At 70.8% G+C, this 12,060-nt stretch carries 12 protein-coding genes; 5 read left to right on the top strand and 7 right to left on the bottom strand.

Going from position 1 to position 12,060, the window contains the following annotated elements; translation table 11 throughout:
• Window positions 1-83: 83 nt before the first annotated feature.
• The 3 genes from ACE37J_RS02775 to fliL are packed head-to-tail and all read right to left on the bottom strand — an operon-like array spanning window position 84 to window position 2,120.
• Window positions 84-734, bottom strand: a complete 651-nt coding sequence (locus ACE37J_RS02775; protein ID WP_409706679.1) for a MotE family protein — start codon at window positions 732-734, stop codon at window positions 84-86.
• Complete coding sequence (locus ACE37J_RS02770; RefSeq protein ID WP_409706676.1) at window positions 731-1,591, bottom strand: hypothetical protein; 861 nt, start codon at window positions 1,589-1,591, stop codon at window positions 731-733. Before ACE37J_RS02770 ends, ACE37J_RS02775 begins: the two co-directional genes overlap by 4 nt.
• 10 nt (window positions 1,592-1,601) lie before the next feature.
• Complete coding sequence (gene fliL / locus ACE37J_RS02765; protein ID WP_409706673.1) at window positions 1,602-2,120, bottom strand: flagellar basal body-associated protein FliL; 519 nt, start codon at window positions 2,118-2,120, stop codon at window positions 1,602-1,604.
• A gap of 297 nt (window positions 2,121-2,417) precedes the next feature.
• Here fliL and fliF point away from each other — a divergent pair, with 297 nt between their 5' ends.
• The 5 genes from fliF to ACE37J_RS02740 are packed head-to-tail and all read left to right on the top strand — an operon-like array spanning window position 2,418 to window position 6,846.
• Window positions 2,418-4,028 (top strand): flagellar basal-body MS-ring/collar protein FliF, encoded by a 1,611-nt coding sequence (gene fliF, locus ACE37J_RS02760; RefSeq protein ID WP_409706670.1) that lies wholly within the window; start codon window positions 2,418-2,420, stop codon window positions 4,026-4,028.
• Complete coding sequence (locus ACE37J_RS02755) at window positions 4,025-4,669, top strand: hypothetical protein (RefSeq protein WP_409706667.1); 645 nt, start codon at window positions 4,025-4,027, stop codon at window positions 4,667-4,669. Before fliF ends, ACE37J_RS02755 begins: the two co-directional genes overlap by 4 nt.
• Entirely contained in the window at window positions 4,666-4,989 is a 324-nt protein-coding gene (locus ACE37J_RS02750; protein WP_409706664.1) for a FliM/FliN family flagellar motor switch protein, read from the top strand. The genes ACE37J_RS02755 and ACE37J_RS02750 overlap by 4 nt, the downstream gene beginning before the upstream one ends.
• Window positions 4,990-4,993: 4 nt before the next feature.
• Entirely contained in the window at window positions 4,994-5,743 is a 750-nt protein-coding gene (gene fliP, locus ACE37J_RS02745) for a flagellar type III secretion system pore protein FliP (RefSeq protein WP_409706661.1), read from the top strand.
• Entirely contained in the window at window positions 5,740-6,846 is a 1,107-nt protein-coding gene (locus tag ACE37J_RS02740; protein WP_409706658.1) for a FliG C-terminal domain-containing protein, read from the top strand. The genes fliP and ACE37J_RS02740 overlap by 4 nt, the downstream gene beginning before the upstream one ends.
• Before the next feature lie 174 nt (window positions 6,847-7,020).
• Here ACE37J_RS02740 and ACE37J_RS02735 read toward each other — a convergent pair whose 3' ends face one another.
• From ACE37J_RS02735 to ACE37J_RS02720, 4 genes are read right to left on the bottom strand one after another with little or no spacing between them, the layout of a single operon-like run.
• Window positions 7,021-8,118 carry a flagellar basal body P-ring protein FlgI gene (locus tag ACE37J_RS02735; protein WP_409706655.1) on the bottom strand — a complete coding sequence of 366 codons (1,098 nt, stop codon included), beginning with the start codon at window positions 8,116-8,118 and terminating at the stop codon, window positions 7,021-7,023.
• Window positions 8,119-8,123: 5 nt separating this feature from the next.
• Complete coding sequence (locus ACE37J_RS02730; protein ID WP_409706652.1) at window positions 8,124-9,137, bottom strand: flagellin; 1,014 nt, start codon at window positions 9,135-9,137, stop codon at window positions 8,124-8,126.
• A 22-nt stretch (window positions 9,138-9,159) separates the two neighbouring features.
• Window positions 9,160-10,626 (bottom strand): flagellar hook-associated protein FlgK, encoded by a 1,467-nt coding sequence (flgK, locus tag ACE37J_RS02725; RefSeq protein WP_409706649.1) that lies wholly within the window; start codon window positions 10,624-10,626, stop codon window positions 9,160-9,162.
• A 42-nt stretch (window positions 10,627-10,668) separates the two neighbouring features.
• Window positions 10,669-11,979, bottom strand: a complete 1,311-nt coding sequence (locus ACE37J_RS02720) for a flagellar hook protein FlgE (RefSeq protein ID WP_409706646.1) — start codon at window positions 11,977-11,979, stop codon at window positions 10,669-10,671.
• Window positions 11,980-12,060: the final 81 nt, after the last annotated feature.

Below are 12,060 nucleotides of genomic sequence, written 5' to 3'. Positions count from 1 at the left end.
GGTCTTCTGACCGATCCGCCCCCTTCCGGCGGGCGGCCCTGGCTCGATGCGGGCGCCGGAGGCCGGCGACCGCGTATTTGCGTCTATTCCCGCGGCGCCGCCGCGTTCTGCCCGGCGATGTGGACGGTGACGGCGTAGGCCTTCTCCGGCGAGAGCGCGGAGAGGATCGCGGCGGCCGCCGCCTCGTCCATGCGGGAGAGGAGGCCGGCCGCGAAGGCCGTGTCCATGCTCTCGAAGATCGGCCCGGCGCGCTTGCCCTCCATCGTCTGGAAGGTGGCGACGAGCTTGCCCACGTCCTTTTCCGCCGCATTGTCTGCGACGCGCAGCAGGGCGCCGAGCCTGGCCTCGGCATCCTCCAGCCGCGCCATCTGGTCGTTCAGCTTGGCCTCCGCCGCCTCGATCACCTTGGCGCGCGTGGCGAGCGCCTCGGCGCGCGCGTCGAGCTGCGCCTCCCGCTCCCGCAGCGTCTCGAGCAATGCGGCGAGGTCGCTATGGGTCGGCCCCTCCGCAGCCGCGGCGGGCGCGGCGGGCGGCGCGCCGGCTTCCGACCCGGCGGCGAGTTTCGGAATCTCGACCGCCAGCGCGCTTGCCGGGTCGGCGGCGCGAAGCACGGCGGAGAGCATGAAGCATCCGCCGAGCATCAGCATCGCCGGCCTTCCGCGCGGCGCGGCGGGCTTCGGCCTCCGCGCCTGGGCGGGCTTGGCGCCGGGCTTCGGGTTCGGCCTTGCGGTCATGAGCGGGCGCCTCTCGACCCCGAGTCGCCGGAAAGGGCCGCGATCAGACGGCGCGCCAGCGCCTCATGGTCGCCCTCCCCTCGCGAGGACAGCGCCGCGCCGAGGGCGGCGGCGACCGCGGGAGCGGCGGCCGGGGAGGCGGCGGGCGCGCGCTCCTGGACCGCGGCGCGCGGCGCCGCGTCGACCATCTCGTCCCGCCGCGGCTCCTCGATCTCCTCCTCGCGCGCCGGCTGGCGCGCTGCGGGCTTGGCGGCGACCTTGGCGCGCGCCGGGCTCTTGGCGGCGCGCTTCGCGGCGGCCTTGCGCGCGGCGACCCGCGGCGTCGGGCGGGGCGCCGGCGCAGGCTCGGCGATTTCTTCCGGCTCTTCAGCGGCCGCCGACGCGGCCTCGGCCTCCGCCTCGGCGGCAGCCGCCTCGGCCCTCGCCCGCTCCGTTTCCGCGATTGCCGCCGCCTGCTCCGCGGCCGCGCGCTCCGCAGCGGCGCGTTCCGCGACCTTCGCGGCGGCCTCGTCCCGCTCGTTCCGTGTGGCTTCGACGTCATCCTCGAAGGCGCGGCGCGCGGTTTCGGTCCGTTCGCCCTCTTCCTTCACCCGCGCCGCGACCGCCTCGAGCTTCGCCGTCGCCGCGCGCGCCGCCGCAAGGCGCGAGTCGATGTCGCCCGCCGCCGCCGCCGTCGCGGCCTTCGCCCGCGCGAGCGCGCCGTTCATCTCGTCCACCTGGGCCGACATGTCAGTAATCGCCTTGCCGAGACCGTCCTCCATCTGCGTCAGCCGGCGCAGCCGGCGCGACAGCACGATGCAGTAGAGAGAGGCGGTGACGGCGGCGATGATGAGCAGGCCATCGGCGATGAGCTCCATTGGACGGCTCCTATTTCAGGACGAAAGCGGTGATGAGCAGGTCGCGCGGCTCCGCCGGGGCGGAAACGGCGCGGACGCGGCGGAGGAGCTGCGCGCGCAGCCGGAGCGTCGCCCCCGGCGCCTCGATGTCCGCCTCCTCGATCGCGCGGAGATAGGTGTTCACAACGTCGAGGATCCGGGGCTTCAGCGCCTCGAACGCCGCGGCGTCCTCAGGGCGTGTCTCGATCTCCATCTCGATGACGAGGAACTTCGCCCGCGCGTTCGGCCCGAGCGGGATCACCATCTCCCCGACCGGGACGAAAGCGGGAAGCGAATCGGGTGACACCGGCGGGGCCTTGGCGGCGGTTTTCGCCCCCGCCTCCTCAGACTCGCCGCCGCCGAAGGGCAGCGCGACCATGCCGGAAAACGTCGCGAAGAAGCCGCCGCCGCCAAGCAGCAGCGCCAGCGCGGCTCCAATGAGAAGAGGCTTGCGCGACCGCTTCGGCGGCGCGCCCTCTTCAGTCGTCTCGATGTCTTCGCTTTCAGCCATCGGCTCCAACCGCAGGTTCTCCCGGTTGGACCCTGCCTAACCGGAACCGACTAACCGAAACTTACCCGCGGCGCGGAATCGACCTGCGTGGTTGCCGGGGGCCTTCGGATAGCCTGCGGATTTTCAATAAATTTTTCTCGATTCTCCGGGCGGATGCCCCGCCGGCTCGCGCGCGCACGGGTTCTTTAGGCGCTTCGCGCCCCCGCCTCGAGAAGCGGCGCGGCGCTGGCGGGGAAAAGGCTGTTCCGATAACCCAAAATTAAACGCGTCCCGCCCATCTTCCGCCCTGTCCCCAGAATGGCGGGCGATAAGGACGGCGGCGACGTGAACACGATTCTGACCCGACTCGGAGAAGCCTGGGGCGCTATGGAGCCGCGGCGGAAGGCCGTATTCGCCGTCAGCGCGGTCGCGCTGGTCGTGGCGCTCGCCCTCTTTCTGCGAATCGTAACGGCGCCCACGATGGCGCTTCTCTATTCCGGGCTGGACGGCGCCGCCGCCAGCGGCGTGATCGAAGGGCTGGAGCGCCAGGGCGTGCCCTATGAGGTGCGGGGCGACGCGATCTTCGTTCCGTCCGACGCGCGCGACAAGGCGCGCATCACCCTCGCCGGCCAGGGCCTTCCGGCGGCCGGCGCCGCGGGCTACGAGCTTCTGGACGGGCTTTCCGGCTTCGGCACGACCGCGGAGATGTTCGACGCCGCCTACTGGCGCGCAAAGGAGGGCGAGCTCGCCCGCACAATTCTCGCCTCGCATCGCGTGATCCGCGCGCGCGTCCATATCGCCGAATCGCAACGCCGCCCCTTCGAGGAGGAAAAGCCGGTGACGGCCTCCGTCACCGTCTCCACCTCTTCCGGCGCGCTGACGCGGAGCCAGGCGGAGGCGATTCGCTATCTCGTCGCCTCGGCGGTCGCCGGGCTCTCCCTCCAGAACGTCGCCGTGATCGACCAGGAATACGGGGTCATCCTCCGTTCCGGCGAGAGCGAGACCGAAGCCGGGGCGGGCGCGGACGACGTCACCCGCGCCAAGGCGCTGGAGGAGAGCGTCTCCCGCCTGCTCGAGGCCCGCGTCGGCGCCGGGGCGGCGATCGTCGAGGTCTCCGTCGCCACCGTGCGCGAGAGCGAGACGCTGCGCGAGCGCCGGCTCGACCCGCAGAGCCGCGTCGCGATCCATACCGACACCGAGGAAAGCACCGAGGCCGCCAACGGCGAGGCCGGCGCCGTCACCGTCGCGGGCAATCTCGCCGACGGGGATGTCGAGGGCGGCGCCGGCGCGCAGCGGGACGCCGCGCGCACCCGGCAGCGGACGAATTTCGAAGTCTCCGAGACCGTGCGCGAGACCGTGCGCCCGGCAGGCGACGTGAAGCGCATCACCGTTGCCGTGATGGTGGACGGCGTGAAGAGCGAGGACGGCGTCTGGACCCCGCGGCCCGAGGCCGAGATGGCGCAACTGCGCGAACTGATCGAGACGGCCGTGGGCTATGACGAGGAGCGCGGGGACCGCGTGACGCTCCAGAGCCTCGAATTCTCGGAGCGGCCGGATCTCGGCACTGTCGCCGAATCGGGCTTCGGAGACCTCCTCGCCGCCAACGCCATGGCGCTGATCCAGATCGCCACGCTCGGCCTCGTCGCGCTGATGCTCGGGCTCTTTGTGGTCCGGCCGATTCTCTCGGTCGCGGGCCCGGCCGGCGCGGCGCAGTACGACGATGGGGGGGAGATGGACTTCCCCTCCTTCGGCGGCGCCGGCGGCATGGGCGAGGCCCTCGCGATCCCCTCGGGCGAGATGATCGATTCGGAGGCGCTGGGCGTGGACCGCCGCGCCCTGCTCGAAAATGCGGTGGCGGAGAAGCCGGACGAGGCGATCAAGCTCCTCGGCTCCTGGCTCGATGAAGGGACGGAGGCCGAACGGGCATGATCGCGCGCGCGCCGGTTCTGGAGAATTTCGGGAAGCCCCGCCTTTTCGAGCGGCGCGGCCCAGACCGCCCGCAGGACGAGGCGCTCGACCTCCTGCTCGCCCGTGCGCGCGGGCAGGCGAGGGCCGACGGCTTCGCCGACGGGGTCACCCAAACCGAGGCGCGGATCGAGCGCGAGCTGGAGGCCCTTCTTGAAGGCGTCGCCGCCGCGATCGAGCTCGCGCGGGCGGACCGGGCGGCGGCCGAAGGCGCGGCGGAGGCCAAGGCTTGCGCCGTGGCCCGCGCCGTCCTCGGCGCCCTCGCCCCGCGGCTCGCCGCGCTCTCGCTTCAGGACGACATTCTCGCCGCGCTGACAGACGCGTTCCGCGCCGCGCCCGGCGCGCGCCCGGTGATCGAGGTCGCCGCGCATCGCAGGGACGAACTGGAGGCCGCGCTCGAAGGCCGGGTCGCGGGGGCCGAAATCGTCGGCGCGGCCAACCTCGGAGAGACCGAGGCGCGGCTCCGGTGGGCCGGCGGATTCGACCTCATCGACGCCGGGGCCGCCGCGGCGCGCGCCCTCGCGATCCTCGACGCTCATCTCGCCGCCGGAGAGCCGGCGGCCCCCGAAGACAACCCCGATGACGATATGGAGACCGGATCATGATGGAAGACAGCAGCTTCGCGGACGGGTTCGGCGGCGGCGGCGGCGAAGACCCCGCGCCGGGGGAGCGGCGGCGCTCCGCCGTCCTCACCGTGCCGATCGAGGTGGTGGTCTCGGTCGGCAAGGCCCGGCCTGTCCTCTCCGAACTCGTCGCCCTCAGGCGCGACAGCGTGCTGCCGCTCGACAGCAAGATCGAGGACCCGGTGGAGATCCTTATCGGGGACCGGGTGATCGCCCGCGGCGAATTACAGGAGATCGACGGGGAGACGGGCCGCCTCGGCGTGCGCCTGACCGAAGTCGCCGACCTTTCCGACACGCTCTGACGCCATGCGCGCCGCCGCCGCCGCCGCCGCCCTCGGCCTCGCCGCCGCCCTTGCGCTCGCCCTGCCGGGCGCGGCGGCGGCGCAGGCCGTGAGCATCGATCTCGGCGGCGAGGGGGCGCTCACGCTGCAGGTCGTGCAGCTCTTCCTGCTGCTGACGGTGCTGAGCCTCGCGCCGGGCATCGCCGTGATGGTGACCTGCTTTCCCTTCATGGTCACGGTGCTCTCGATCCTGCGGCAGGCCGTGGGCGTGCAGGCGGCGCCGCCGAACATGATGATCGTCAGCCTCGCGCTCTTTCTCACCTATTTCGTCATGGCGCCGACCTTCGAGGCGGCCTGGGACGCGGGCGTTGCGCCGCTGCTCGACGGAACGCTGACGGCCGAGGCCGCCTTCTCGGAGACGATGGGACCTTTCCGCAGCTTCATGGAGGCGCGGGTCGACCCGGCGACAGTGGAGGCGCTCCGCGTAGCAGCGCCCGGCGCCGCGCCCGAGGCGACCCCGGGCGAGCCGGCGCCGCTCTCGCTCCTCGTGCCGTCCTTCATGCTGAGCGAGATCAAGCGCGCCTTCGAGATCGGCTTCCTGATCTTCATTCCCTTTCTCATCATCGACCTTGTGGTCGCCTCCATCCTCATGGCCATGGGCATGATGATGGTGCCGCCCGCAGTGGTCGCCCTGCCCTTCAAACTCGCCTTCTTCGTGCTCGCGGACGGCTGGACGCTGCTCGCGGGCGCGCTCGTCAGAGGATACGGATCATGATGGAGACATCGTTCGCGCCCTTCGAGGAGGTCGCCAACCTGCCGGTCGTCGCGCCGCAGCAGGGCGGCGCCCTCGCGCTTGCGCCCGAGGTCGCCGCGCGTTACGAAGGGCTCGGCGCGCCCGAAAAGGCGGCGATCGTGCTGGTCGCGCTCGGGCCGGAGACGGCGGCGAAGCTGCTGACCGGCTTCAACGAGAGCCGAATCCGCCGTTTCGCCCGCGCCGTGAGCGGGCTCAAGGAGACGCCGCCCGAGATCGTGGAGCGGGTGATCGCGGAGTTCCTCCAGAAGATCGAGGACACGCTCAGCATCGGCGGCGGCGCCGCGGAGGCGCGGCGTTTCCTCTCCGAAGTGCTGGAGAACGACCGGGTGAACCAGATCATGGCGGATATCGATGCGTCCGGCCGCACCGTCTGGAGCCTGCTCAACGATGTCGAGGATGCACGGCTGGCGGCCTGGCTCCGCTCCGAGCACCCGCAGGTCGCCGCCATCGCGCTCTCCCGCCTCACGGCGATGAAGGCCGCGCAAGTGCTGGAGAAGTTCGAGCCCGAATTCGCGGAGGACATCGTCATTCGCATGGGCCCGGCCGCCGGAGCGGATCCGGCGATGGCGGAGCGGATCGGCGAGGTGATCGCGCGCGACTTCCTGCCGTCGGTCATGACCCGCAGCCGCGGCAAGGACCCGGCGGACCTGATCGCCGGCGTGATGAACCACGTCTCCGTCCGCACCCGCGACCGCATCATCGAGGCGATGGACGGGGCGGCGCCGAAGCTGGCCGAGTCGGTCCGCAAAATCATGTTCACGTTCGAGCACATCCCGGAGCGGATCGCGCCGCGCGACATCGGCCTCGTGGTCAAGTCGGTGGACGAGGCGACGCTGATGAAGGCGATGAAGGCGGCCGGGGAGCGGGGCGCGAAGGTGGTCGACTACATCATGGAGAACATCTCCAAGCGCCTTGCGGAACGGATGCGGGAGGATCTCGCGGCGCTCGAGGCCCCGAGCCGGAAGGATGGCGAGGCCGCGCAGGCGGCGCTGGTCGCGGCGATCGTCGGCCTGCGGGACAACGGCCAGATCAAGATGGTGGTCAAGGAGGTCGCGGAGGACTGACGTCCGGCCTCGCGAATGGAACAAGAGCCGCGCGGCGCGCGGCCCTTCATCGTTCCCGCCTGGCGGCGGCTCGCCCCCCGCCTTGCGGAACGGCCTCCGAGACGGAACCGGTCCCGAAACGAAACGGGCCGCGCTGTGCGCGGCCCGTTTTCTGTCCGGCGGCTTCTGCGTCGGCTATTGAAGCACGAATTCCGCATGGAGCGCGCCGGCGGCCTTCACAGCGGCGAGAATGTCGATCATCTGCCGCGTCGAGACGCCGAGCGCGTTGAGGCCCTCGACGAGATTGGCGAGAGAGACCGTCTCCGGCAGGATCATGAATCCTTCGCCGCGCTCCTCGTCGATCGCAACATCCGTCCGCGGCACGACGACCGTCTCCCCCTCCCCGAACGGGCTCGGCTGCGAGACGACGGGGGCCTCGCGAACCCGGAGCGTGAGATCGCCCTGCGCGACGGCGACGCGGCTGATGCGCACGTCGTCGCCGAGCACGACCGTACCGGAGCGCTGGTCGATCACCACGCGGGCCTTCTGCGCGCTGTCCACCAGAAGGTTCTCGATCCGGGCGATGGTCTCGGCCGCGCCGGCGACCTGGACCTGCGCCGAGTCGATCACCACGGTGCCGCTGTCCTGCATCCGCGCGACGCGCCCGCCGAGGCTGCGGTTGATCGCGGCCGCGATGCGGGAGGCCGTCGTGAAGTCCGGATCGCGGAGGGCGAGGCGAAGGTCCTCGATCTGGGCGAGGTCGAAGTCGATCTCGCGCTCGATCCGCGCGCCGTCGGGGATCGTGCCGCCAGTGGGCACGCCGCGGGTGATCGAGGCGGCCTCCCCGGACACCTCGACGCCACCGGCGAGAACCGGCCCCTGCGCGACGGCGTAGATGCCCCCGTCCGCGGCGTTGAGCGGCGTCATGATGAGCGTGCCGCCGCGGAGCGAGGAAGCGTCGCCTATGGCCGAGACCGAGACGTCGATCCGCCGCCCGGCGCGCGCGAAGGGCGGCAGCTCCGCCGTCACCAGAACCGCGGCGACGTTCTTGGGTCGGAACTGTTCCCCCGTCACGTTGACGCCGAGCCGTTCGAGGAGGTTGGAAAGCGCCTCCTCCGTGAAGGGCGAATTGCGGATGCCGTCCCCCGTTCCCGGCAGGCCGACGACAAGGCCGTAGCCCACGAGGTCGTTCCCCCGCACCCCGTCGAACTCCACGAGATCCTTGATGCGGATATCGGCGGCGACAGGAGCCGCCGCGAGAAAGGCGGCGGCGAGAAGCGTGCGAAGGATCATGCGGTTCACCTCAGGAAGTTGGCGAGCGTCAGGCTGGAGAGCCGCGAGGTCATCTCGAAGACGAGGGAGAGCTGGGTCTCCAGCGCGTTGAATTCGGTCGCAGCCTCGAACTGGTCTCGTGCGATGAGCGCGTTCTTCGCCCGCTCCAGAAAGACGGTCTCGGCGGACAGCCGGGTCTCCACTTCCTCGAGCCGCTCCTCCGCGAGGCCAACCTGACCGCGGAGCAGCACGACGCCCTCCACCGCCGAGAGGCCGGATGTGGCGGCGGCGCCCAGAACGTCGAGCCGCTCGCCGATGGTGGCGCCCGCGAAGGCGCCCTCCGCGCCGGTGATCGCCAGCGCCAGCGTGCGCAGCACCTCAACGATCTCCGCCTGGTCGGCGCGCGCGGCGAAATTCACCCTGAAGCCGTCTTCAAGCTCGGTCGACGGGGCGTCGGCGGTCGAACCGACATAGCCTGTCGCGGCGAAGCCGGTCGGGTCCGTCAGGAAGTATGCGTCAACCGCGGCGATAGCCGCCGCCCCGTCCGCCGCGCCGGCCACGCGCGCGGAGATCTCGGCCAGAATGTCTTCCGCCGGGGCCATTGCCGGGCCGTCCACCGCAGCGCCGGCGAAGAGCGAGCGCTCTCCGAAGCGGACGTTGAGGGTCGTCACGACATCCGTGAACGCCTCCCGCGCGCCGGAGGCCCGCAACTCGGCCGCGCGGATGTCCTTCGCTTCCACGGCGGCGGCGAGGCTCACCCCGATCTGGGAGGCCGCGCCCTGAATGCGCTCGAGCGCGGACTGCATGACGCCGGCGCGGCTGACGGCGGCGGAGATCGAGCTCTGCCGCCCGGCGACGAGGGCGAGGTCGCGCTCGACCGCGTAGAGCTTGATCGGATCGCCGCCCGTGGCCTTCACGACGTCGGACTGGCGCCCGGTCGTCAGCTCCAGCGAGGCGCGGTTGAAGTTCGCCTGGACGTCGGCGATGGTGCGGGCGTTGCGGCCCGCGATTAGGAGATCGGGAAGTCCGGCGACGGCCATGATGCGCTCCTGTTCTTCGGGCTCAGAGGTTGGTCAGGCGTTCGAGCAACTCGTCGACCACCTGCACGACGCGAGCATTGGCGCGGAACGCCTGCTCGACGACGAGGAGGCGGGCGAGCTCCTGGTCGGTGTCGACGCCGATCCGCGTAAGCTCCGCCTCCGCAAGGCCGTCCGTGCGGCCCTGACGGAAGGCCAGCTCGGAATCCGACGTCGCGGAGCGGGAGAGGATCGAGGCGGAGAATTCCGCGGCGAAGCCGGCGGCGTCTCGCTGCGTCGTGAGTTCGGTTCCGGCCGGCGGGATGCGCAATTCGCGCATCGCGTCCTGGAGGCCGCGGAGGAGCGAGTCCTCGCCGACTTCGCCCGGCGCGGCCGCGCCAATCCCGTCGCGCAGGCGGAAGGGCTCGCCGCCCCGGTCCGGATCAACCGCGGGGTTGACCTCGAGCCGGAGCGCGAGGCCGGTTAGGTTCGCCGGGTCGAAGGCCAGCCCGCCATCGGTGAAGAGCCCGGCCGCGCCGGGCGCGAGGGTCGGGTCGGCGGCGAGGCCCTGCGTGCGGCCGATGAGGTCGGCCGCCATGCCGTCGAGCGTCGCCCCCACGCGCGGCAGGATCGAGTCCCGCAGCTCGAATGCGGCGCTAAGCGAGCCGCCGTCCAGGAAACCGGCGTTCCCGCCCTCCCCGATGCGCATCGCGAAACCGTTGATCGAGATGCCGGAGAGACCGCCATTCGCCAGCGTCCGGTCCGGCGTCACCAGGGGCGTCGGTGTGAATTCGAGTTCGAAAACGTTGCCATCGAGCAGCTGGGCCCCGTTCTTCGCAAAGATCGCGACCTCGCCGAATTCCCGCGGCACGACCTTGATTGGAATCATGCTGGTGATCCGCTCGATCAGCCGCGCGCGCTCATCTTCGAGCGCGGTCGAGTCGCCGCCCGAAACCTGCCGGGCCTTGATCTCCATGTTGAGGGAAAGAACCTTGCCCAGCGTGTCGTTGACGACGTTCACCTGCTTGGCGATCGAGGAGTCCGCTTCCGTACGGAGCGCCATCGCCTCCGCGGCGACCCGGGTCACGGCGGAGACGTAATTTGTCGCCGAGCCGACGGCGGCGTTCAGGAGCGGCGCGCTCTCCGGCGTGTCGGCGGTGGCCGCAAGGGCCGCGTCGAACGCGTCCGCCGCGGTCGCGAGCGCGAATTGCTCGCCGGGCTCACCAGTCACGGCGGCGAGGCGGGCGAGCGCTTCCGCACGCGCCTTTCCGTCCCCGGCATCCGCCGCCGAAAGCCGCCGCGCTTCCGTCACCCCCGGTGCAATGGCGCGAACCGTCGCGTCGATGCGCACCCCGGAGCCCTGCCCGCCCGGAGCGGAAGGAGAGAGGACGATGTCCTTCCTCGAATAGCCTTCCGTCAGGGCGTTGGAGACGTTGTTTGAGATCAGTTCGGTCTGCGCGGTGTTCGCGCGCAGGCCGGTCACGGCGTTGGCGAGAGCCAGAGAGAGGGTCATGGTCCTGTCCTTCCCGAGTTATCTTCGCCGACGCCTATATCGTCAGCGCTTCAGGTTCGTGGTTTCCTGCAGCATCTCGTCCACCGTCCGGATTACGGTCGCGTTGGACGAATAGGCGCGCTGCGTCGTGATGAGAGATGTCAGCTCGGTCGCGATGTCGGCGGTCGAGCCTTCGAGCGCGAAACTGACCATGCCGCCCGTCGGCCCGTCGCCCGCGTTCCAGAGGAAGAGCGAGCCCGAGCTCGGCGAAGCGGCGAAGGCCGGTCCGTCCGTCGCCCGGAGCCCGTTGAGGTTCGGGAAGTCGGCGACCGGGATCTGGTAGAGCGTCCGGACGAAACCGCCCTCGAAGACGCCCTGCACGAAGCCGTTCTCGGTGATCGTGATCGAGGAGAGGCTGCCGACGGGGGAGCCGTTCTTCGTCACGCCGGTCGGCCCGAACTCGGCCGAGAGCTGCGTGAGGCCGATCGAGTCGCCCGGGGTGCCGACATCGAGCTCGATCGGCCCGCTCGCCGTACTGAAGGTGAAGATGCCCGTCGCGGCGTCATAAGCGCCGCCCGTCGCCCCCGCGATGCCGAGGATCGAGCCGCCGTTCGCGAAGCCGTCGTCGAAGGTGACGACGAAAGAGGCGACGGGGTTCGAGGCCGCGTCGGTCGCCGAATCGCTGATCTCCACGGTCCACTCGTTTGACGAGCCCGTGGCCGGAATTGTCGGAGAGAAGGTGAAGGCGAGAGACTGGGAGGCGCCGAGATTGTCGAAATACTGGGTCGAGAGCGGGATCGGGTCGCCGCTCGCGCCGGCCTGAGTCTGGGCCGCAGGCAGGTTGACGCCGAGCCCGATTTCCGTCGTCGGCGCGGCGACGAGGCCGCCGCTGTTGATCTGCACAGGCGCGAGCCCGGTAGTCGTGTCGCGCGGGAATGCGGGCACCGAACCGTCGCGGTTCGCCGGCCAGCCGAGCAGCACCTGCCCCGTCGACGTTCGCAGCACGCCATTCTGGTCCGGCCGGAAGGAGCCGGTAGAGACGAACTGAACCGGGATTTCGTTATCGAGATTCGCGAGGGCGGAGACAGAGGTAACGGGAATCATCCCCCTTCCGCCGATGGCTATGTCCGTCGCGCTTTCCGTGGTCAGAAGGCCACCGCGCGCGTCGATCTGGCGGAACGAGGCGGAGCGGACGCCGCCCGCCGTGTACTTACCGCCGCCCGCCTCGCTGACCACGAGGGAGGAGAATTCCGTGATGGCGCGCTTGTAGCCGTTGGTCTGCGAGTTCGCGATGTTGTCGGAGATCGTGCCCAGCTTGCTCGAATTGACGCTGAGCCCGGCCACGCCGGCGTTCAGTGAGGATGAAAGCGTCATCGCCGTTCCTTCTCTAGAGCGCCTGTGGCGCGTTCTGCTCCATCTCCGGCCCATCCGGAGCCTTCGGGGCATGCTGCCCGA

Source organism: Pikeienuella sp. (genome assembly GCF_046290545.1).
Taxonomy (GTDB): Bacteria; Pseudomonadota; Alphaproteobacteria; order Rhodobacterales; family Rhodobacteraceae; genus Pikeienuella.
Note: the sequence above shows the minus strand (reverse complement) of the source record. Positions and strands in the feature narration are given on the sequence as shown.

Excerpts from the sequence above, each read along its gene's own strand:
- ACE37J_RS02730 (WP_409706652.1), bottom strand. The coding sequence starts at position 9,137 with ATGGCCGTCGCCGGACTTCCCGATCTCCTAATCGCGGGCCGCAACGCC.
- flgK (WP_409706649.1), bottom strand. The coding sequence starts at position 10,626 with ATGACCCTCTCTCTGGCTCTCGCCAACGCCGTGACCGGCCTGCGCGCG.
- ACE37J_RS02775 (WP_409706679.1), bottom strand. The coding sequence starts at position 734 with ATGACCGCAAGGCCGAACCCGAAGCCCGGCGCCAAGCCCGCCCAGGCG.
- ACE37J_RS02750 (WP_409706664.1), top strand. The coding sequence starts at position 4,666 with ATGATGGAAGACAGCAGCTTCGCGGACGGGTTCGGCGGCGGCGGCGGC.
- fliF (WP_409706670.1), top strand. The coding sequence starts at position 2,418 with ATGGCGGGCGATAAGGACGGCGGCGACGTGAACACGATTCTGACCCGA.
- ACE37J_RS02740 (WP_409706658.1), top strand. The coding sequence starts at position 5,740 with ATGATGGAGACATCGTTCGCGCCCTTCGAGGAGGTCGCCAACCTGCCG.
- ACE37J_RS02735 (WP_409706655.1), bottom strand. The coding sequence starts at position 8,118 with ATGATCCTTCGCACGCTTCTCGCCGCCGCCTTTCTCGCGGCGGCTCCT.
- ACE37J_RS02720 (WP_409706646.1), bottom strand. The coding sequence starts at position 11,979 with ATGACGCTTTCATCCTCACTGAACGCCGGCGTGGCCGGGCTCAGCGTC.
- fliL (WP_409706673.1), bottom strand. The coding sequence starts at position 2,120 with ATGGCTGAAAGCGAAGACATCGAGACGACTGAAGAGGGCGCGCCGCCG.
- ACE37J_RS02770 (WP_409706676.1), bottom strand. The coding sequence starts at position 1,591 with ATGGAGCTCATCGCCGATGGCCTGCTCATCATCGCCGCCGTCACCGCC.
- ACE37J_RS02755 (WP_409706667.1), top strand. The coding sequence starts at position 4,025 with ATGATCGCGCGCGCGCCGGTTCTGGAGAATTTCGGGAAGCCCCGCCTT.
- fliP (WP_409706661.1), top strand. The coding sequence starts at position 4,994 with ATGCGCGCCGCCGCCGCCGCCGCCGCCCTCGGCCTCGCCGCCGCCCTT.